16 protein-coding genes and 1 tRNA gene are annotated in these 20831 nt (G+C 42.1%); 8 read left to right on the plus strand and 9 right to left on the minus strand.

What is annotated here, in order from left to right; translation table 11 throughout:
* Positions 1–112 precede the first annotated feature (112 nt).
* The 4 genes from B4C48_RS06420 (at position 113) to B4C48_RS06435 (ending at position 7308) form a co-directional block, all read left to right on the plus strand.
* The gene (locus tag B4C48_RS06420) at positions 113–2974 is read left to right on the plus strand and encodes a bifunctional diguanylate cyclase/phosphodiesterase (protein ID WP_291354781.1); all 2862 of its coding nucleotides are present in this window, start codon (positions 113–115) and stop codon (positions 2972–2974) included.
* 145 nt (positions 2975–3119) lie between these two features.
* Entirely contained in the window at positions 3120–5399 is a 2280-nt protein-coding gene (locus B4C48_RS06425) for an NADP-dependent malic enzyme (RefSeq protein WP_291354782.1), read from the plus strand.
* An 81-nt stretch (positions 5400–5480) separates the two neighbouring features.
* Positions 5481–6716, plus strand: coding sequence for a multifunctional CCA addition/repair protein (locus B4C48_RS06430; RefSeq protein WP_291354783.1), 1236 nt, complete (start codon positions 5481–5483; stop codon positions 6714–6716).
* Positions 6717–6867: 151 nt separating this feature from the next.
* A complete protein-coding gene (locus B4C48_RS06435; RefSeq protein ID WP_291354784.1) occupies positions 6868–7308 on the plus strand; it encodes a GNAT family N-acetyltransferase in 441 nt (146 codons plus the stop codon).
* 39 nt (positions 7309–7347) lie between these two features.
* On the opposite strand, the gene epmA is transcribed toward B4C48_RS06435, so the two are convergent.
* From epmA to B4C48_RS06460, 5 genes are all read right to left on the minus strand, one after another.
* Entirely contained in the window at positions 7348–8328 is a 981-nt protein-coding gene (gene epmA / locus B4C48_RS06440) for an EF-P lysine aminoacylase EpmA (RefSeq protein ID WP_291354785.1), read from the minus strand.
* Complete coding sequence (locus B4C48_RS06445) at positions 8325–9392, minus strand: 4-phosphoerythronate dehydrogenase (RefSeq protein ID WP_291354786.1); 1068 nt, start codon at positions 9390–9392, stop codon at positions 8325–8327. Before B4C48_RS06445 ends, epmA begins: the two co-directional genes overlap by 4 nt.
* A 160-nt stretch (positions 9393–9552) precedes the next feature.
* Positions 9553–10782, minus strand: a complete 1230-nt coding sequence (locus tag B4C48_RS06450; protein ID WP_291354787.1) for a CaiB/BaiF CoA transferase family protein — start codon at positions 10780–10782, stop codon at positions 9553–9555.
* Positions 10783–10833: 51 nt separating this feature from the next.
* Positions 10834–12156 (minus strand): MFS transporter, encoded by a 1323-nt coding sequence (locus B4C48_RS06455; RefSeq protein ID WP_291354788.1) that lies wholly within the window; start codon positions 12154–12156, stop codon positions 10834–10836.
* 230 nt (positions 12157–12386) lie between these two features.
* On the minus strand, positions 12387–13610 hold the full coding sequence (locus tag B4C48_RS06460) for an acyl-CoA dehydrogenase (RefSeq protein ID WP_291354789.1): 1224 nt from the start codon (positions 13608–13610) through the stop codon (positions 12387–12389).
* Between the two features lie 245 nt (positions 13611–13855).
* Here B4C48_RS06460 and B4C48_RS06465 point away from each other — a divergent pair, with 245 nt between their 5' ends.
* Positions 13856–14794, plus strand: a complete 939-nt coding sequence (locus B4C48_RS06465; RefSeq protein WP_291354790.1) for a LysR substrate-binding domain-containing protein — start codon at positions 13856–13858, stop codon at positions 14792–14794.
* Between the two features lie 313 nt (positions 14795–15107).
* Here the strand turns inward: B4C48_RS06465 and B4C48_RS06470 are convergent.
* Positions 15108–15197, minus strand: a tRNA-Ser gene (locus B4C48_RS06470).
* A gap of 90 nt (positions 15198–15287) precedes the next feature.
* Positions 15288–15782 (minus strand): transcription elongation factor GreB, encoded by a 495-nt coding sequence (gene greB / locus B4C48_RS06475; protein ID WP_291354791.1) that lies wholly within the window; start codon positions 15780–15782, stop codon positions 15288–15290.
* Positions 15783–16145: 363 nt separating this feature from the next.
* Here greB and B4C48_RS06480 point away from each other — a divergent pair, with 363 nt between their 5' ends.
* Positions 16146–17255 (plus strand): transglycosylase SLT domain-containing protein, encoded by a 1110-nt coding sequence (locus B4C48_RS06480; protein WP_291354792.1) that lies wholly within the window; start codon positions 16146–16148, stop codon positions 17253–17255.
* 88 nt (positions 17256–17343) lie between these two features.
* Here the strand turns inward: B4C48_RS06480 and B4C48_RS06485 are convergent, their stop codons facing one another.
* Both B4C48_RS06485 and ttcA read right to left on the minus strand, forming a co-directional pair.
* A complete protein-coding gene (locus B4C48_RS06485; RefSeq protein WP_291354793.1) occupies positions 17344–17727 on the minus strand; it encodes an SCP2 sterol-binding domain-containing protein in 384 nt (127 codons plus the stop codon).
* A 214-nt stretch (positions 17728–17941) separates the two neighbouring features.
* Positions 17942–18862 carry a tRNA 2-thiocytidine(32) synthetase TtcA gene (gene ttcA, locus B4C48_RS06490; RefSeq protein WP_291354794.1) on the minus strand — a complete coding sequence of 307 codons (921 nt, stop codon included), beginning with the start codon at positions 18860–18862 and terminating at the stop codon, positions 17942–17944.
* 499 nt (positions 18863–19361) lie between these two features.
* On the opposite strand from ttcA, the gene B4C48_RS06495 reads away from it, so the two are divergent.
* Positions 19362–20231, plus strand: coding sequence for a lytic transglycosylase domain-containing protein (locus B4C48_RS06495; RefSeq protein ID WP_291354795.1), 870 nt, complete (start codon positions 19362–19364; stop codon positions 20229–20231).
* 135 nt (positions 20232–20366) lie between these two features.
* Positions 20367–20831 (plus strand): M48 family metalloprotease (locus B4C48_RS06500; protein ID WP_291354796.1); only part of this gene is annotated, 465 nt, incomplete at its 3' end.

Consider the following 20831-nt stretch of genomic DNA (forward strand, 5'->3'; position numbering starts at 1 on the left):
TACTCTTGACTTAAACAGACAAATATATATTTAGAATATAGTTTAGTTTTTTAACAGAGTTAAAATTTTAATAAGTAATTTATCGCAAAACAAAAATAAGGTTTTTGCTTATATGTCAGATATTCAAGACGAGTACATTAAGCAGCATGTGAGTGCTGCTCAAATTATCAATACGATTCGGCTCAGTCGCTTCTTTCTCATAAGTATTGTTCTCGTTTCATTGTACGTATATGGCATTTATCAATTTTATTACGTCAAGCCATCTCTTTATTTCAATCTTTGGTTTATTGGCATTGAACTGTTTTGTTGCCTGAATATCCTACTGACCAGCATCTACTTTAAGCCCGATCAGTTCAGTTTGAACCATGCACACCGTTGGCTACAATTCCAGAGCATTCTGATTGGAAGCAGTATCGGGATTGGCATTAGCCTGATTTATTACTATCTGCCGCAATACAATCCTGCATTTAGTTATGTGAATGCATTAATTTTGTCAGCTTTATTGCTCATCGTCAGTCAGGCATTTGCACTAACCTTTTTAACCCAGCGCTTAAACTATTTCTGCCTGACATTTATACCGGCTATTTTTCCTTATTTGGCCTCACAATTTATCAGCACAGAAACAACAAATCATTTATTCCATCTGACCATAAATTTTGCCCTGATTGTCATGTTGTTATGCGCCAATACCACTTCTCGTATTCATCAGCGCATTTCAGCCCTTTATTCAAAAAACAACCGTTTAGTTGAAAATGCCAAACAACAGGTTTTGTGGACAGATGAATTATGCAAACAGCTGCAAACTGAAATTAACAAATCGAAAGATATTGAGCTGCAATTACAACTAAATAATCAGCTACTTGAACAGAAAGTTAAAGAACGAACTTTTGATATTGCCAAAATGAATACCGATTTGGAAAACCAGCAACAGAACCTGGTTTTGGCGCATGAAATTGCCGGACTGCGCCCTTGGGACTGGAATATCAAAGATCGTGAAATTCTGGTGACGGATTCGAAACAGCAAAAGACTCTCAAACCTTCTAAACTGCATCATCATCAACTGCAAAATATTATTCATCTGGATGATATTGACCAGTTCAAGCAGGCCTTGAAAAAACATTTACGGGGTCAGTCACCACTCTATGAAGCAAGCTATCGCATTCAGAATAGTAGCGGCAAGTGGAAATGGGTTCACGATATTGGCCGGGTCATCGCTCGAGATCCGGTTAATAAAAAGCCCCTGCGTATGGTGGGGATTCGTCGTGACATTCATCAGGAACGTACCGATCAGGAACGCTTGAAATTAGCCGCAAGCGTACTTCAGCAAGCAGCCGAAGGCATTTTCATTCTCGATGATCAATTATGCTATATCGATGTCAATCCATTTTATGAACAGCTCACTGGCTTTTCACATCAGCATATTATTGGCAAAAATTTATTTGATATTACGGCGAATTATAAATCCCAGCAAAGAAGCAGCCATTACTCGATTATTCAACAACTGGAAAAAATCGGTGAGTTTGACGGTGAACTGCATGAAAAATTCCTTTCCGGTAAAGAACTGACCATCTGGATGCGCATTAATGCCATTACCGATGAGCAAAATCGTGTCACCCATTATATTGGTATTGTTTCCGATCTCACTGAACGTAAACTGCAAGAACAGCGTTTGTCTTATTTAGAGAATTACGATCCTTTAACAGATTTACCGAACCGTTTTTATTACAACTACCAATTACATCAATATTTAGTCAGTCAAAAAGATTCAATCAAACAACTGGCCGTGATTCGTTTGAATATTGACCGCTTCAGACCTCTCAATGAGTTTTTAAGCAATAGCGGTGGTGACGAGTTACTGCGTCAAGTTGCACAACGATTGCGACTGACCAATGCCGAAGCATTATTTGTAGCGCATCTAAATGGTGATGACTTTGCCATTGTGTATGAGATTTCACATATTCGCCCATCTATTCAGCAACATTGTGAACGCATCACCAAAGCATTTTCCTTGCCGTTTAATATTTTTGAACAGGACCATATTATTACCCTGTCTATGGGGGTTGCGTTCTATCCGGAAAATGGACGTCAGCTGGATTATCTGAATAATTGCGCTGAGCAGGCTTTGACTGAAGCTAAAAATCTGGGCGGCAATACCTGTCGTTTCTATTCCAATAACAATACCGCTTTACTTGAACAAGGTATTTATCTGGAACGCGATTTGCGTCATGCCATCAATAACAATGAACTGATCGTTTACTATCAGCCGAAAATAAATTTTAGTGATCAAAATATTTATGGGTTTGAAGCACTGGTGCGCTGGAATCATCCAAGCAAGGGAATAATTCCCCCTAACCTGTTCATTCCCCTGGCAGAACAAACCAGTCTGATCTCGGATATTGGCAAAATTGTGATTCAACAAACTGCCAAACAAATTCGCCGCTGGAATGAGTTAGGCTTTAATAATATATGTGTATCTGTCAATGTGGTTGCCCAGCAATTACAACGCGGTCAACTCCTGGAAGACCTTGATCATGCCATTCAGAATTATAAAATTTCCGGTTCTAGCCTGGAACTGGAAATTACTGAGTCATCCTTACTGGAAAATTCAGTCACAGTGAAAAACCTGCTGAATGAAATTAAAAAACGTCATATTCATATTTCTTTGGATGACTTTGGTACCGGCTATTCATCCTTGTCTTATCTTGCTGATTTTCCAATTGATATCTTAAAAATTGACCGCAGCTTTATTTCCAAGATTGGACAAAACAAACAGGAAGCAATTGTCAGTGCCATGATTGCCATGGGCAAAGCTATGGGACTCACAGTGGTTGCCGAAGGAATTGAAACCGAGCAACAACTGCAATACCTGCAAGATTTGGAATGTGATATTGCACAAGGTTTCTTATTTTCAAAACCCCTTCCTGAAAAAGAAGCGACTACCTACCTAGAACAACATCGACTTATACCTTCTTGATATAAGTCAACCTTTCTAATTCCAAGTTTGCCGGAAAAAGACACATACGCGACTGTGCTAAGGTCGCAACAAATGTTATATTCGACCCAATCAAGCAAAAAACCAGCAGTTTTGCTGGATCACCTCAGTAACAAACGAGATACAGATGGACGATCAATCTTTAAAACAACAGGCATTGTATTATCACGAATTCCCAACACCAGGAAAAATTAGCGTCACACCTAGCAAGCAACTGGTCAATCAACGTGACTTAGCGCTTGCCTATTCACCTGGTGTCGCTGCACCATGTCTTGAGATTGAACGTGACCCTTCAACCGCTGCCCTTTATACTGCACGCGGTAATCTTGTAGCGGTGGTGAGTAATGGTACTGCGGTACTGGGCTTAGGGAATATCGGTCCTTTGGCTTCCAAACCGGTGATGGAAGGTAAAGGCGTACTGTTCAAAAAATTTGCGGGTGTCGATGTATTCGATATCGAAATTGATGAAAACGACCCGGATAAAATTGTCGACATCGTTGCTGCCTTAGAACCTACTTTTGGTGGTATTAACCTTGAAGATATCAAGGCGCCTGAATGTTTCTATATCGAGCAAAAACTTCGTGAACGCATGAACATTCCGGTGTTCCATGATGACCAGCACGGTACTTCAATTATTGTGGGTTCTGCTCTGCTCAATGCATTGCAATTAAACGGCAAAAAAATTGAAGAGATTAAAATTGTCGCTTCAGGTGCCGGCGCTGCAGCGCTGTCTTGTTTAGACTTGCTTTGTGCTTTAGGTGCAAAAAAAGAAAATATCGTTGTAGCCGATTCACGCGGTCTGTTAACGACCAAACGTGAAGGTCTGGATGAATCCAAAAAACGTTATGTACAAGACATTGAAGGTTCTCAACTTGCTGATGTGATCGGCGGTGCTGATATGTTCCTGGGTCTTTCTGCTGCCGGCATTTTGACCAAGGAAATGGTCAAAACCATGGCCGTAGATCCAATTATCTTTGCCTTGGCTAACCCGGACCCGGAAATTCTGCCTGAACATGCTCACGAAGTACGTGATGACGTGATCATGGCAACTGGTCGTTCAGACTATCCAAACCAGGTGAATAACGCGCTTTGCTTCCCGTACATTTTCCGTGGTGCCTTAGACGTTGGTGCAACCACCATCAACGAAGAAATGAAGATTGCTTGTGTACACGCAATTGCTCGTATGGCACATGTTGAAGCCGATGCTGCATCTTATGGTGAAAAATCTGCTTCCTTCGGTCGTGAATACCTGATCCCGCGTCCATTAGACCAACGCTTGATTCTTGAAATTGCCCCTGCAATTGCACAAGCTGCAATGGATTCAGGTGTTGCAACTCGTCCAATTCAGGACTTCTCTGCTTATCGTCAACGCTTGTCCGAGTTTGTTTACAACTCTGCATTCATGATGAAACCGATTTTTGCTCAAGCAAAATCAGATCCTAAACGTATTGCCTATGCAGAAGGTGAAGACCTGCGCGTACTTCGTGCAGTACAAATTGCAGTGGATGAAGGCTTGGCTCAACCGATTCTGGTCGGTCGTACCGCAGTTATTGAAACAAACATCAAAAAATTGGGCTTGCGTCTTGAACATGGTGTAAATATTGAAATCGTAGACCAGGAGAAAAACCCGCACTACGAAAAATTTGCCGATGACTACTACAACATCATGCAACGCAAAGGGGTAACACCTGAGTATGCACAACGTGAATCACGTCGCCGTTCTACCCTCATTGCTGCAATGCTGGTAAAACACGGTTTGGCTGATGGTATGTTATGTGGTACCTACTCAAGTTACGACATTCACTTAGACTTCGTGGGCAATGTGATTGGCAAAAAAGATGGACATAATACCTTCTTCACGCTAAATGCCTTGATGCTTGAAGACCGTAACCTGTTCATTGCAGATACCTATATCAACCGTAACCCAACGGCTGAACAGTTGGCTGAAATGACCATTTTGGCTGCTGAAGAAGTACGTCGTTTTGGTATTACGCCACGTGTAGCCTTGCTTTCTCATTCAAGCTTTGGTTCAGATCCAACAGATCCAAGCGCGCAAAAAATGCGTAAAGTATTTGAAATTTTAAGTGAAACTGCACCTGAGTTGGAAGTTGAAGGTGAAATGCACGGTGACGCAGCACTTGATGAAAATATTCGTCATTTTGCCTTCCCAAATACGCGTTTCAAAGGTTCTGCAAACTTGTTGATTATGCCGAATCTGGATGCTGCCAATATTTCGTTTAACCTGTTGAAATCAACTTCAGGTAATAACGTGACCATTGGCCCTATCCTGTTGGGTGCAGCTAAACCTGTTCACATTTTGACACCAACGACCACAACCCGTCGTTTAGTCAATATGACTGCATTAACTGTTGCTGAAATTCAGGAAAATGAAAAATCAGCACTTTAATTTAGTCAGCTAGATCACATTTTGTGACTTGAGAAAACCTCTATTCTGTAGCATGATTGCTTGAAGAATAGAGGTTTTTTCATGCGAGTTTATTTAGTAGGCGGTGCAGTACGAGATCACTTACTCGGACACCCCTATCAGGAAAAAGATTACGTTGTGGTTGGCGCAACGCCCGACCAGCTTCTTGCTCAAGGCTATCAGCCGGTGGGTAAGGATTTCCCTGTTTTTTTACATCCCGAAACAAAAGAAGAATATGCACTGGCACGCACCGAACGAAAATCCGGTCGTGGCTATCATGGCTTTGAATTTTATACCGATCCTACCGTTAGTCTTGAAGATGACCTGATTCGTCGCGACCTGACCATCAATGCTATGGCCATGGATAACGATGGCAACATCTATGACCCCTATCAAGGTCAGAAAGACCTGGAACAGCGCATTTTACGTCATGTATCAGATGCCTTTGTAGAGGATCCGCTACGGGTACTGCGTATTGCCCGTTTTGCTGCGCGCTATAAAGGCTTAGGTTTTAGTGTTGCCACAGAGACTCTTGCTTTAATGAAAAAATTGGTGGAATCAGGCGAACTTGATGCCCTGATTTCTGAACGTGTTTGGAAAGAAACTTCACGTGCACTCATGGAAAATCATGCGGACGAATATTTTCATGTATTACGTGAGTGTGGTGCATTGAAAGTCTTGTTCCCGGAACTTGATGCCCTCTACGGTATTCCACAGCGCCCTGAATATCATCCGGAAATTGATTGTGGTATTCATACCATGATGTCCTTACAACAGGCCTGTAAAGCCAACTATTCTTTAGATGTACGCTTTGCCGTTCTGGTTCATGACTTGGGCAAGGCACTCACCCCGGAAGATGAATTACCACGTCATATCATGCATGAAGAACGTGGCGTCAGACCGGTCACCGAAATTTGTGACCGTCTTAAAGTGCCAACCAATACCAAGCAACTGGCGCTTGCGGTATGTAAAGAGCATTTAAAATGCCATCAGGCACTGACCTTAAAACCGGGTACTTTATGGCGTTTATTGCAACGGCTAGATGTCTTACGGCGCCCTGAACGTGTAGAAGCTTATGTTCAAGCCTGTGAATGTGATTCTCGTGGCCGTTTGGGTCTGGAAGACCGAGAATATCCTCAGGCAAAATATGTACTGGATGCCATGCAGGTAGTACGTAATATCAAGGCTCAAGATTTACCGCCTGATATTCAGGGACCCGATATTGGGGAAATGCTGATTCAGCGACGCATTAAAGCGATTGAGGAATTGAAAGCACGGCAGCTTGCTGTAGTCGTATAAAAAAAGCACCTAAGGGTGCTTTTTAAATTTCCATGACAGATCTAGATGGAATATGGATAGACAAAATTCGTATAACTGGTTTGAAATTGATTCCATGTTAAGAATTTGAAAGTGTTTTATCATACAAAAAACTTCCAAGATTTTTTCATATATGACCCTCCTTGTTCGACCTTTACAGTTATCGGATGATCTGGAAGCGATTCATCAGCTTACCCTTCAACTGGGCTATCCCACGAGTATTGAAAATATTCAGCGACGTTGGCAGCACATTCACCAAAACCCACTTTGCCACACTCTTGTCATTGAAAATCAACATCGGGTGATTGGTTATACAGGCTTTATTGAACAATACAGTTGGGAATTTGATGATGGCTTTATTCGTATACAAGCCTTTGTAATCGATGAAGCCCATCGTGGACAAGGAATCGGAAAAATATTGATGAATGCAGTCGAACGGGAAGCAAAACAGCGTGGATTAAAACGGATTTTACTTAACAGTGGCAATCGAGCTGAACGCTACCCTGCACATGCATTTTATTTAAGCCAAGGTTTCGAGCCTTATAGTATAGGCTTTACCAAATATTTGCCTTGATCAGCAAATCCGACGATTCACTGATCAAATATAATTGTCTCAGGAAATATCCGCCGGAAAAGTAATCACTTTTTCAAGTTTCATTTGCTCAGTCGCGACCATCAACAAACGGTCAATCCCCAAGGCAATGCCTGAACATTCGGGCATCTGAGATAAAGCGGCCAGCAAATATTCATCAATCGCCATCACATGCAAACCGAGCTTTGCACGTTCAGCATTATCCGCTTCAAAGCGTGAACGCAATACATCGGCATCAATCAGCTCATCGTAGGCATTCGCCAATTCCAAACCCTCGATATATAACTCGAAACGGGCAGCGACCAGTTCGCCATCTTCATCAATCCGGGTTTTGGCCAGGGACGCCAGTTCAGCTGGAAAATCCGTTAAAAATACCGGCGTGTCAAAACCCAGACTCGGTTCAACAAAGTGCGAAAAGAGCAAATCTATATAACCCAGGCGGTCATCACCCAGGTCCAAATTTAGACCGACCCGGTTACAACAATCCTTTAATTCTTTTACGCTGGCTTGTAATGGATTGATATCTAGACGATCGATAAAGGCATGTTTATAGCTGAGGATCGTCGGACGAACTTCACCAAAGCGCTGTTTTAAAGTCACATTGAGCAAGTCCGTCACTTCAAACATCAAATCTTTCAGGCTAAATCCGGGACGATACCATTCCAGCATGGTGAACTCGCTATTGTGCTTACGCCCATGCTCATTATCACGAAAGACTTTGCAGATTTGATAGATCGGGCCGCTGCCACTGGCAAGCAAGCGTTTCATGGCAAATTCCGGTGAGGTTTGCAGGTAATGAGTTTGCTGTTTACCTCCTACATGTCGCCGCGCTTGTATAGAGGCTAAATGTACATCCGTAACGCCGGCTTGTGACAAGATTGGGGTTTCCACTTCCAGTACATCCCGCTCGGCAAAAAACTGGCGGATTTGCGCATACATTTTGGCCCGTGCCTGCATGGCCTTTAAATCACAAGTCGGCTGATAAGTGACAGTTTGACTCATGCCGCAGGCCCTCCATGTGCTGCCCATTCACGGCGTAAGGGATAGGTTTTGCGTAAATAATCAAAGGCCTTTTGATCAACCTTGCCGTCTTTTAAGCAGCTACGTAAATTGGCATCATCACGGGCAATATCATAAATCTGGCTTAAATACTGTTTTAACACCGCCTTTAAATCGCGCTCTTTAAAATATGGCTCACACACCGGCAATTGCGTTTCAAATTGCTTTGTCGCTGGATAATGAAAGGTATTGCAGAATGCATCGTAGATCATTTGCGTACCGCGTGCCTTGCCTTCCAGACTATAGCCAGCAATATGCGGTGTCACCAACGTGACTAAATCCAGCAACTCAACTGAAATTTCAGGTTCATGCTCAAAAACATCCAGAACCACGGGACGCTGTGTCTGTTGAATATCAGCAATTAAGGCCGATTCTTCAACCACTGGCCCTCGTGCCGAATTAATTAAAATGGCTGTAGGTTTCATCTGTGCCAAAGCTTCTGCATTGATGAGATGGTAAGTCGGATGATCACCTGTTTTGGTCAATGGCACATGGGTCGAAATGGCAGCCGCTTTTTTTAGCAATTCTTCAAATTCAACATGCTGCACATGTTCACGCTGTACAAAGGGATCATAGCCAATCACGTTCCAGCCTAGGAGTTTGGCCATAACAGCCAGACGTGAACCGACATTGCCCAGACCGACAATGCCTAAAGTAAAGCCTTCATTGGCATCGATCAGTTCAGGTTTTAAATGCAATAAAGCGGTAATGACATATTCCGCAACCGCCTGCGCATTGCAACCGGCGGCATTTGACCAGGCAATATGTTGTTGTTCTAGGGCAGGAATATCCAGATGATCGGTGCCAATGGTCGCACTACCGACGAATTTTAATTTTGTGTCCTGAACCAGTTCGGCATTAACTTGGGTCACAGAACGCACCAGTAACGCTTCTGCATCTTGCACATCCGCATGGGTTAATGTTCGCCCTGCAGCCTGCTGAATTTCGCCAAAATCGGCAAAGAAATATTCAGTAAATGCCAGATTTTCATCTGCGACAATTTTCATAGTGCGTTCCAATGACTTGAAGACCGTTATGATAACGCCTGCAGCCAAATCTGACCATGTAAGCATGGTACTATTAACCAATAAATCAACTCAATAAAAAAGACCGGATATGTTTAACATCCGGTCAAGACAGGAAAAGCTAAAACTTCAATTAGCTGGATTAAGCCACTTCACCATCAATAATGCCCTGGGCTTTTAACAGCTGTAATTCATCCCGAGATTTAAAGCGAGAAAGAATATGTTGCGTGTGCTCCCCCAGTTGTGGCGGTGCATGACGGTATTGCACAGGCGTATCTGAAAGCTTGATGGGGGAAGCAATCACTTTAAAGTTATCATTTAATTGATGTGGAATATTTACCACCATCTCACGATGCTGAATTTGAGGCTCAGCCAGTGCATCTTCAACCGAGTTGATCACCCCAACAGGCACTTTCATGGCATGAATGGCCTCGACCCAGTCCTTGGCATTTTTCGACAGGAAATATTCAGACAATAAGGGAATTAGCTCATCGCGGTGCTTGACCCGGTCCTGATTGCGCTGGAATTTTGCATCTTCCAGCAGTTCAGGCAAGCCAATTGCAATGCACAAATCCTTAAATTGCTTGTCATTGCCACAGGCAATAATAAATTCCTTATCCTTAGCCTTAAAGGTTTGATACGGCACAATATTGGGATGATTATTTCCCATCCTTTTCGGAGATAGACCGGTACTAAGATAGTTCATGCCCTGATTGGCCAAGGTTGCCACCTGTACATCCAGCAGTGACATATCAATATATTGCCCGCGTCCAGTGTGTAAGCGTGCCAATAAGGCAGCCTGAATGGCAACGGTAGAATACAGGCCGGTTTGAATATCGACCACAGCTACACCCACTTTCTGTGAACCCGCTCCCGGTTCACCGTCTTTTTCACCGGTAATGCTCATCAGACCCGACATGCCCTGAATAATAAAATCATAGCCGGGTTCTTCCGCTCTTGGTCCATCCTGGCCAAAGCCGGTAATCGAGCAATACACTAGCTGTGGATTTAAGGCACTGAGTGTTGCATAATCCAGTCCATATTTGAGTAGTGAACCGGCTTTATAATTTTCAATCACCACATCGGCAGTTTTGGCAATCTCCCGAATAATCTCTTGCCCTTGCGTTGATGATATATCTACGGCGACTGAATATTTATTGCGGTTGGCACATTGAAAATAGCCCGATTCCCGCGTGGCATTGCCCTGTTGATCTGGCATCCATGGTGGTCCCCACATACGGGTATCATCACCGACTTGCGGACGTTCAATTTTAATCACTTCAGCACCTAGATCCGCCAGAATCTGTCCGCACCACGGACCTGCCAGTACGCGGCTTAAATCTAAAACCCGAATTCCCTGTAATGCACCCATTGTCATTCCTTTATAGAGGAAGATGCCGCATGAACATCTTCCTATGATTGATTATGATTGTTGTTGCGGATCATACTGACGGTCTTTAATAAAAAGACCCGGTAACACACCTGCGACAAAGTACGCCGCACCCATCACAATAAAGGCCATGGTGAATGTACCACCCGATGCCAGAAAACCAATCGTCGCTGGGGCAATTGCCGCACCGACGCGGCCGATGTTATAAGCACCGCCAATGGCTGTACCGCGTACATCTGTAGAGAAGCTCTCTGCCATATAGGTCGCATTTACACCATATGGAATGCCGTACAAGAAGCCAAAAGTCACCAACAAGTACAGAATGTTGTCTGGCGTATTGCAGAAGATAATCACTGGCAAGAACACAGCGCTGGCAAGAGTGCCGAATACAAACACCGCACGACGGTTAAATTTATCTGCCAGATAGCCTGCCAGAATCTTACCGAGAATCATGGCGGTATATGAACCCACCATATAGCTGGTCAAACTCTTAAAGTTCATGTGAACTTCAGTTTCCAGATAGCTTGGCATCCAGTTGTTAATGCCGTAATAACCAAATTGTAGGAAGAAAGCTGTGCTCATCCAGAGCAAAAACATTTTACGATGTTTAAAATTACTGAAAATCTGCTTGTAGATGCTGCCACTTTTCGGTTTTTCCTGAGCCACCACCGCTGTAGGCTGAGTTTTGCCTTTTAGGGCATTCAATTTGGTTAGCTGCCATGATTTTGGTTCTGGTACAAAGCGTTGCAGGAAGATGTTGATAAATGCTGGAATCACGGTGATAAAGAACAGAATACGCCAGCCATGATCTGGAATGATTGAACCTGCTAATAGCGTTGCAACAATATAACCGACTGTTTGACCGGTTTGTAGCGTACCCAATACCGTTGTACGGTAAGTGGTTGGCACATATTCAGCCATTAGAGTATTACAGGCCATATATAGTGCACCAATACCCAAAGCTCCGATAAAACGCAGTGCCATAAAGTGCTCAAAGCTATGGGTAAAACCTAACAAACAGGTGGCTATCGAGAAGAAAGTCACTGAGTTGGCAATAGTACGAACACGGCCAAATTTATCACATGCCCAGCCGCCCAAGATTCCACCAATACCCATCCCGGCGAGCGATGCGCTGCCTAGTGCACCGGCCTGAAAGGTCGACAATCCAAATTCGGTCTTTAAGCTGGTTAAACTATAAGACAGCAACATGATATCCACACCATCTACCACCATGGCAAAATAGGCAAATAGCAAGGCCCACTTCCAAGTGTTGGGTCCTATTTTTTCATAGGTTCCAATATTGCGTGACAAAGAACTCGCTGGAGTTCCTGCACTTGTTTGAACGTCATTGTTCATGATTTATTACCTCATTTTCCCAAATGAGTCATCGGCAGTCCCATGTCTCTACATTTGCCCTAAACGGTTCTTTATTCTTTTTATCTATATATATTTTGAACTTAAGCTTGCAAATACAGAGCTTTACAAGAATGTTTCACGATGAATCCTTTATCGATATCAGTGATTTTTTTGAGACAAAACATCTCTAGGATGTTCACGAGTGAACATCCCTATTTTTTTAAAATGACTTAATTACAAAATGCCGCGATACCGGTTTGCGCACGACCCAGAATCAGAGCATGGACATCATGGGTACCTTCATAAGTATTCACCACTTCAAGGTTTACGAGATGACGCGCCACGCCAAATTCATCGCTGATGCCGTTGCCGCCCATCATGTCACGCGCTACACGGGCAATATCCAAAGCCTTGCCACAGTTATTGCGCTTGATTAATGAAGTGCCTTCAACTGCTGCAATGCCTTCATCCTTCATGCGGCCAAAACGTAACGCCGCCTGCAAACCCAAGGCAATTTCAGTTTGCATATCCGCCAGTTTCTTTTGAATCAGCTGATTGGCAGCCAGTGGACGGCCGAACTGCTTACGGTCCATGGTGTATCGATGCGCCGTGTGCCAGCAGAATTCTGCCGCACCCATCGCGCCCCAGGCAATGCCATAACGGGCGCTGTTCAGACAGGTAAATGGACCTTTCAAGCCACGCACTTCAGGGAAAGCATTTTCTTCTGGAACAAACACATTATCCATCACGATTTCACCGGTAATTGAAGCACGCAGGCCCACTTTTCCGTGAATGGCAGGAGCCGAAAGCCCTTCCCAACCTTTTTCCAGAATAAAGCCGCGGATATCACCCACATTGCCCTCAGCAGACACTTCCTTGGCCCAGACCACAAAAACATCTGCAATCGGACTATTGGTAATCCACATTTTTGCACCAGTTAAGCGGTAACCACCGTCGACTTTTTTGGCACGGCTAATCATGCTGCCCGGGTCAGAACCATGATCCGGTTCGGTTAAACCAAAACAACCGATGTATTCACCTGTAGCAAGCTTCGGGAGATATTTCTGTTTTTGTTCTTCTGAACCAAACTCGTTGATCGGCACCATCACCAGTGAACTTTGTACACTGGCCATAGAACGGTAGCCGGAATCGACATATTCAATTTCACGCGCCACCAGACCATAGCTGACATAATTCAGACCAGCACCGCCATACTGTTCTGGAATAGTTGGGCCTAATAGGCCAAGTTCGCCCATTTCACGGAAGATTGTTGGATCAGTTTTTTCATGGCGGAACTGTTCCAGCACACGCGGCTGTAATTTGTCCTGACAGTAAGCCTGCGCCGTATTGCGAATCATGCGTTCTTCTTCAGTCAATTGCTGTTCCAGTAAAAATGGATCTTGCCAATTGAACTGAGCCTTTACCGTTTTTTTAGTATTCACCATTTGATTCATCGCTTCCTCTGCCTGAGATCAGTTTTCTTTGTTTGATTCGATGCTATGTTTGAATAGCCAATCTTTCAAACGATAAATTTGCATGCAGATATTCCATTTACACATATCTCAATAATTTTTGGTTTTTTGTGTGCTTATACTGCTCTGCCAATAATCACCTTAAATAGATTTAAAGACTAAAGTCGAATAGGTTGCTGTTTGAATTATGTCATTTTGAAATATCTTCCAGATAAAAGAACTTATCTATGCGTCGAAGTATTCCCTCACTCCAGAGCCTGCTCTGCTTTGAATCGGCTGCAAAACATGCCAGTTATACCCATGCATCTCAGGAACTTTTTATCACCCAAAGTGCGGTTTCTCGGCAAATCCAGCAACTGGAAGAATTTCTGGGAGTCAGTTTATTTACCCGGACCCGTCATGGCGTAGAACTCACTCATGCCGGGCAGCAATATTATAAAAGCATTCAGCCTTATTTAAGTGGGCTTGAACAAAGCACGCTGGATGTCATGTCGCATAAAGGTTTGGGCGGCACCCTGAAATTGGGCGTGGTTCCGACCTTTGCCACCCGCTGGTTATTGCCTAAATTGCATCGTTTCAATACCCGTTACCCTGAAATTACCGTGCATCTGGAAACCAGTACCAAACCGTTTTTATTTAATGAAAATATCTTTGATGCTGCCATTTATGCCGGCACACCGCAGCAGATTGAACACTGGCCCGGCACGCAAACCCATTATTTAATGCATGAAGATGTAGTTCCAGTATGTTCGCCAGCACTTATTCATAAACACTTTCCAGCTGCCAAAATGGTGAATGAAATCAGTTTTGATCTGGATGCAGAGCAACTGGTACAGCTGCCTTTACTCCAGCAGACCACCCGTCCGAGCATTTGGGAAGAATGGTTTGCCCATCATCAGATCAAGCATGCCAATCCTTTTGAAGGTCAACGACATGAACTGTTTTCCATGCTCGCTGTAGCGGCCAATCATGGCATGGGCATGGCACTGATTCCGCAAATGCTGATTGAACAGGAATTACAGGGAAAAAAATTGGTGATTGCATCTACTAAAAAACTGGAAGGTCGGCGTGCCTATTATCTGGTGCATTCCAGCCAGGAAAGCTCGCCTTTAATTCAAAAATTTGTCGACTGGATGCAACAGGAATTGTTAACTTCAATACAGTAAAACCATTTGATTAAACATAGACATTGATAACGGCTTATTTATTCATACTCTTCGAAAATATAGGGACTGAACTTATATCTACCGGATTTGATATTGCTCCCGATATAAAAAGCCCTTACACAGTCATAATGGCCTTTTTTTAGTCTTGTTTTTTATAAATTTCTGCTGAATTTTACGATCAAGTTCTTCGGTAACTATTCAGCTAGAAATCAGAAAATACATACTTTTTAAAATCTATTTTTATAGAAATTCAACATCTGGACAAAGTCACAGACATTAAAAAAGCCCCTGTTTTCACAAGGGCTTTTGAATTTGGCGGAAGCGGTGAGATTCGAACTCACGGAGGACTCGCACCCTCGTCGGTTTTCAAGACCGGTGCATTAAACCGCTCTGCCACGCTTCCAATGGCGGCTATGATATAAATAAAATCCTAACTTGGCAAATACTTTTCCATGTTTTTCTTATCAATCGCTTAAAATAAAAACAAAACAAGTTAATTTGCTGAATTTTCAGGCTTTTCATAACGAATTACATTCACATACCATAGTTTTTCACCAGAGGGAGTCATTACTTTCACTTCATCATCGACCTGTTTTCCCAGTAAAGCTCGTGCCATTGGCGAATCAATGGAAATATGCTGCGGATGATGATCATAAATTTCATCTACACCAACTATGCGCAAGGTTTTTTGCTCCCCTTCCTCATTTTCAATTTCAACCCAGGCACCAAAATATACTTTGCCTTCTTGTTCGGGAGAAAAATCAATGATGCGCAGCTCTTCCAGACGCTTACCCAGATAACGAACACGGCGGTCAATCTTACGTAAAATTTGTTTGTTGTACTGGTAATCAGCGTTTTCCGAACGATCGCCGAGACTAGCTGCCCAGTTCACTTTCTTAGTAATTTCTGGCCGTTCTTCATGCCACAAGTGTTGTAATTCTGCGGCTAATTTGTCATGTCCAGCACGTGTAATTAAGTTAGATTTCATGATAATTTTTGAAGTTATGCTTACATTTTGCTTACAAGAATTGTCTATTCTATCCCCTATTTACACACAACTAAAGTTTATAAAATTAATTCCCTAATAAAATTAGTTTGTTATGTTACAAATTTTTAAAAACTTTCGTACAAAATTTGACAAGTATATTTTTCAGCCTTATTATGCGCGCATGTTTTTAGATTGTTTAATTTTTAATCTATGTAGAAATTCTACATGATTCTCCTTTTAATCTTATGTCATTTTGAATGACGTCATGACTGCCCAACCCTTATTGAATTTATCAAACTTGAAAAAGTCTGAGGCTGTGCGCCTTTACTTTTTAGGGCATAAATTACTTGTAGCGGAGACAACATGCACAGTAGTTCAACTTCTGGGGCGAGGCTTTGCCTTAACTCATTAACTTCTTCTCTCTCATTAAAAATTCTTGCATTTAGTACCCTGTTATTTCCTTTTCATAGTATCAATGCAAGTAAGTCGTTCCAATATGATTCTGTGGTCAGCGGCAAACAGCTCACTGTGGTTTCAGTAGAAAATTCAACCACAGTTTTTAAAGATGGTTCGCACCAACATGGTTTTGGGTATGACCTGGCACGTAACTATGCCAACAGCTTAAATGTTAAGCTGGTGTTTAAAACGGTGCCGGATAATGCCACAGCACTGAAATGGGTTTCACAGGGTAAAGCCAACTTTGCCATGACGACTGCCAATATCAGTGAAATTGAACAAAAGCGTTTGACTTCTTTTTCAGCTACCTGTGGTGATATCAGCAGCTTGCAACAAAATGGCTTAAATACCAAACTGAATTGGGTATTTAGACATGCAGATGATCCGCTTACCCAAACTGCCAGCGGTTTTGTCTGTAAAGGTAAACAGTCGGGTGCAATTCGCCAGTTGGCATCCTTCTATAATCAGAATGTGGTGCAAGAACACTCATGGGATAGTATTCAGCGTGATTTAAATCAACGTATGCCGATTTATAAAGCCAGCTTTAAAAATACTGCAGCAAAATATGATTTAGATTGGCATTTATTGGCAGCGATTGGTTATCAGGAATCGTATTTAAAACCGAATTCTGTTTCACCTACCGGTGTGCGTGGATTAATGATGCTGACCAACAGTACTGCAAGAGCCATGGGAGTCAGTAACCGAACTGACCCAGCTCAAAGTATTGAAGGTGGTGCGAAATATTATGACCAGATGTTAAGTCGCTATTCAGATGTGCCTTTACCTGACCGTAACTGGTACGCGCTGGTTGCCTATAATATGGGACCGGGCGCAGTGAATCAGATTCAAAAGCGTATTCAGGCCCAAGGTAAAAACCCGAATAACTGGGTCAATCTATATAGTTACTTAGATCGTAACAAGGCCAGCAATGGTCGTTACCGTCAGGCGGTGCAGTATGTCACCCGTATCCGTGCTTATTTAGAACATATTAAAACTTCAGAGCTAGTGAATATTTAATATCTTACAGGCATAAAAAAAGCTTACCTCAGGGTAAGCTTTTTTTATGCTTAAAATGACTCAAGCAATGATTTTTTAGCAAAATAGCTTAAGTTGTTTGCTCAAGTACTTTCTTGAATAAATCTTTTTGTTCTTGGCTTGGCTTCGCTGTTTGTAAAGCCATTAATTGTGACATATCGCCTTGAACCTTGATTTTACCGGTCATAAATGCTTGCATTGCTGCAGCCATGTCAAATTCCAGGAACACTTTACGAAGAGTTTCACCATCCATGTTCAAAGTAGTTTTGGCATTTGAAGATAGACCTTTTTTAATTGCACCACCATCCAAAGACAGTTCAGTATTACCTTGTGTATCAGACACCACCAAGTTGATTGCTAAATTTGCCAGTGCCGGCGGCAAGTTTAAATCACCAGCTTGCGTAGTTAATGTTTCTACAGTTGAAAACCAATCATCAGTTAAAAAGGCAGGCATGATCTTTCCTCAATTTATTTGTTCATTTGTGTCGCCTATCCAGACAACATCTTTGGTAAGCTATTTTGCTTGAAGATTGTTATAGCATGTAAAATTGTTTTCTGCTTAACGTTTTTTGTACGATGCGTTCAATTTTTATGTTTTTAATACATTTATAAATAAATCAGATATATAAAATAGACACCAATCCTAAAATTGGTGTCTGAAAATACTCTTATTCTGCAGCAAAACCTAAATTGACCATATTGATCCGTTTATTTTGCCCTTCTTCTTCAGTTGAGCAACTGCCGGTAAAATCAATTTCACGTTGTGCATCTAAAGCTTCAAAGTCAAACAATTCGCGGTCCGCCAGTTGTGAAGGCGATACATTCTGCATGGCACCAAAAATACTGTGTAAACGTTTCGGATATTGAGCATCCCATTCACGCAGCATATTGTTAATCATCGCGCGCTGTAGATTTTCCTGTGAACCACACAAGTTACACGGAATAATCGGGAACTGGCGCATTTCCGCATATTTGATGATGTCTTTTTCTTCCACATAAGCCAGCGGACGAATCAGGATATTTTTCTTGTCCGATGACAATAGTTTTGGTGGCATAGCCTTCAAGCTGCCGCCATGGAACAGGTTCAAGAAAAAAGTCGCCATAATGTCATCACGGTGATGACCTAAAGCCACTTTGGTCGCACCAATTTCCTGTGCAAAGCCATATAATGAACCACGACGTAAACGTGAACATACGGCGCAGTAGGTTTTGCCTTCAGGGGTCAATTTTTTGGTAATGCTATAGGTGTCTTTTTCCAGAATATAATAAGGAATGTTATTTTCTTCTAAATAACGTGGCAAGACATCTTCAGGGAAACCCGGCTGCTTTTGGTCAAGGTTCACTGCAACCACATCAAAATTGATCGGTGCAATTCGTTTGAACTGCAACAGAATATCCAGCAAGGTATAACTGTCTTTACCACCAGAAATACACACCATTACCTTGTCGCCCTCTTCGATCATTTTAAAATCACGAATGGCATGACCGACTTGACGGCGAAGCTTTTTCAACAAACGGTAATATGCCGAACTAGTTGGCAGTTCTGGTTTGAAATTAAATCCTTGTTCGGACTCAACTGGCGAGTACATAGACGAGATTTACCCATAAATAAAAATACCGCGCAATTTTATCCGATTCAGACTTAACAAGCACCAAAAGAATGTAATTTCTGCAAATTGCTTATTAATACCTTTTTCATCTAAAACGTTTAAGTTTATTTTGACCTTGCCAGTTCATATTTTAGCCACAATGCTTGCTATTTGTACTTTTCCACAGTTGTCCACAAAACCTGTGGATAACTTTGTGGATTTTAAATCGCTTGACAAGGTGTCGGACCTGTTATTTAAGGCTTCTATTTAAATTGATCATTTTTTGATCAATTTTGTTATTATTTAAAATCAATGACTTAAGTGTGTCAAGTTATCCTGATTAAAAAAAAATTAAAAAATTTTTTGATTACTATCTCAACAAACGGCTCTTGATTTTTACAAACTATTGGTGATTTTTTTGTAGTAATACTTTCCATCTTGTTTTTTTTTGTTAAACTCCACTTGTAATGTTTGGAACAGATTTTTTCTATCTATAAAAATGAAAAATAACTTTGCAAAAATTGGACTTTATTTTTTGGGGTTTGTGGCAGTTCATTCTGTTGCAACGACCAGTTATGCCGGCCAAACCATTTATCAGTTAAAAGATTCAAATGGTACGACTTTGCTCACCAATAAGAAAAATCGTTATAACCATCTTAAAATCGAGAAAAAGACCTATTATCCAGACAGCAATATCCATAGCTATAGTAACTGGGGCTCATCTGAAGCTTCGGTTCTACCGAGTTATAGTCGCAATAAAAATGCTTTTGATCCCATTATTAAACAGGCCGCTTCTCAACATGGCATATCTGAGGGCCTGATTAAAGCGGTCATGCATACTGAATCAGGTTTTAATGTTAATGCACGTTCGCCTGTAGGGGCACAAGGACTGATGCAGCTCATGCCTGCCACTGCCAGACGCTTTAATGTTTCCAACGCTTTCGATCCACATCAAAATATTATGGGTGGAGCAAAATATCTGGCTTGGCTGATGAAACGTTTTAATGGCAACACCTCTTTAGTTTTAGCCAGCTATAATGCAGGTGAAGGCAATGTCGCCAAATATGGCGGTATTCCTCCCTTTAAAGAAACCCAGGATTATGTCAGACGGGTCAGCAGCCGTTATAGCAACTTATACTCCAACGGCATTGCCAGCAGTTCTGGTTCAAATCATGATTCTTATAGCAATAATGCAAGAATTATTGCGCAATCGGGTTCTGATGAGTCCTCTTCCAGCTCGCCCCCTCAATACAGTGCACAACGGCAAATTATTATGGCCTCTGACGGGAGTTTTACTGACGCCCCTTCAGGCTCATATGCCACGGCACATGCAACGGCTTCAGCAAAAATTTCAATCGCTGATAATTAAATTGTTTTAGAAACTGCATCATTATAGAGTTTTATGAATTTTTCCTTGAATTTTTAAGACTTACACCTCATATTTACTGAGATGATTTTTGATTTATAAATCAGATTATTTTTTTATTATAAGAGGATTTTCTCAATGATGCGGATTGGTTTGTTTTTGCTAACCAACCTCGCGGTACTGGTAGTAGCTGGCATTATCTTGTCACTCTTCGGTGTCGGTAGTTACCATGGCGCGGGTGGCTTAAATCTAGGCAACTTACTGGTGATCTGTTTTGTCTTTGGTATGGTTGGCTCTCTCATTTCGCTATTTATGTCGAAATGGATGGCAAAAAAATCTACCGGGACAGAATTAATTGACCCGAATGCGCCTCGTAATCAAGCAGAAGCATGGTTGTTACAAGAAATTGCACAGTTGTCTCAACGTGCCGGCATTAATATGCCAGAAGTGGGTGTTTTCCCTTCTTATCAGTCAAATGCTTTCGCCACAGGTTGGAATAAAAACGACGCTTTAGTTGCGGTTTCAACAGGTTTGCTTGAACGTATGAATAAAGACGAACTTCGTGCGGTATTGGCGCATGAAATTGGTCACGTTGCCAATGGT

Origin of the sequence: Acinetobacter sp. UBA3106, assembly GCA_002365595.1 — a bacterium.
Classification (GTDB): domain Bacteria; phylum Pseudomonadota; class Gammaproteobacteria; order Pseudomonadales; family Moraxellaceae; genus Acinetobacter.

Bases quoted from the DNA above. Each gene is read 5' to 3' on its own strand.
- B4C48_RS06420 (WP_291354781.1), top strand. From the start codon at position 113: ATGTCAGATATTCAAGACGAGTACATTAAGCAGCATGTGAGTGCTGCT.
- B4C48_RS06425 (WP_291354782.1), top strand. From the start codon at position 3,120: ATGGACGATCAATCTTTAAAACAACAGGCATTGTATTATCACGAATTC.
- B4C48_RS06430 (WP_291354783.1), top strand. From the start codon at position 5,481: ATGCGAGTTTATTTAGTAGGCGGTGCAGTACGAGATCACTTACTCGGA.
- B4C48_RS06435 (WP_291354784.1), top strand. From the start codon at position 6,868: ATGACCCTCCTTGTTCGACCTTTACAGTTATCGGATGATCTGGAAGCG.
- epmA (WP_291354785.1), bottom strand. From the start codon at position 8,328: ATGAGTCAAACTGTCACTTATCAGCCGACTTGTGATTTAAAGGCCATG.
- B4C48_RS06445 (WP_291354786.1), bottom strand. From the start codon at position 9,392: ATGAAAATTGTCGCAGATGAAAATCTGGCATTTACTGAATATTTCTTT.
- B4C48_RS06450 (WP_291354787.1), bottom strand. From the start codon at position 10,782: ATGGGTGCATTACAGGGAATTCGGGTTTTAGATTTAAGCCGCGTACTG.
- B4C48_RS06455 (WP_291354788.1), bottom strand. From the start codon at position 12,156: ATGAACAATGACGTTCAAACAAGTGCAGGAACTCCAGCGAGTTCTTTG.
- B4C48_RS06460 (WP_291354789.1), bottom strand. From the start codon at position 13,610: ATGAATCAAATGGTGAATACTAAAAAAACGGTAAAGGCTCAGTTCAAT.
- B4C48_RS06465 (WP_291354790.1), top strand. From the start codon at position 13,856: ATGCGTCGAAGTATTCCCTCACTCCAGAGCCTGCTCTGCTTTGAATCG.
- greB (WP_291354791.1), bottom strand. From the start codon at position 15,782: ATGAAATCTAACTTAATTACACGTGCTGGACATGACAAATTAGCCGCA.
- B4C48_RS06480 (WP_291354792.1), top strand. From the start codon at position 16,146: ATGCACAGTAGTTCAACTTCTGGGGCGAGGCTTTGCCTTAACTCATTA.
- B4C48_RS06485 (WP_291354793.1), bottom strand. From the start codon at position 17,727: ATGCCTGCCTTTTTAACTGATGATTGGTTTTCAACTGTAGAAACATTA.
- ttcA (WP_291354794.1), bottom strand. From the start codon at position 18,862: ATGTACTCGCCAGTTGAGTCCGAACAAGGATTTAATTTCAAACCAGAA.
- B4C48_RS06495 (WP_291354795.1), top strand. From the start codon at position 19,362: ATGAAAAATAACTTTGCAAAAATTGGACTTTATTTTTTGGGGTTTGTG.